This window comes from Lysinibacillus sp. GbtcB16, from assembly GCF_019091145.1.
In the GTDB taxonomy this organism is placed as follows: Bacteria; Bacillota; Bacilli; order Bacillales_A; family Planococcaceae; genus Lysinibacillus; species Lysinibacillus fusiformis.
On record NZ_JAGXJV010000676.1, the window covers coordinates 1 to 250 of the forward strand.

Consider the following 250-nt stretch of genomic DNA (forward strand, 5'->3'; position numbering starts at 1 on the left):
GCAATCAGGTAAGAAGCTGGAAGGTTTAAGCGAGAAAATATTTTTGGATCGCTACGCACTGAAGAACGCGGATACGAGCTTTGCGAAAGTCGGGGATACCGTTCTCGTTCTAACGAAGGATGACCCCAAATTCCCTGCCAAAGAAGTCGGAGAAATCATCAGCCGTGACGGCGACAACGTGCAAGTTCGCACCAGGAGCGGAGAGACCGTCAAATCCCAGGTCGAGAAATTGACGCTAAACATAGAGAAG

General features: G+C 49.6%; 1 protein-coding gene. It reads left to right on the top strand.

Annotated elements, in window-relative coordinates:
• Positions 1–16 precede the first annotated feature (16 nt).
• A partial coding sequence (locus tag KVT27_RS25585) for a hypothetical protein (protein ID WP_254636296.1) occupies positions 17–250 on the top strand: 234 nt, incomplete at its 3' end.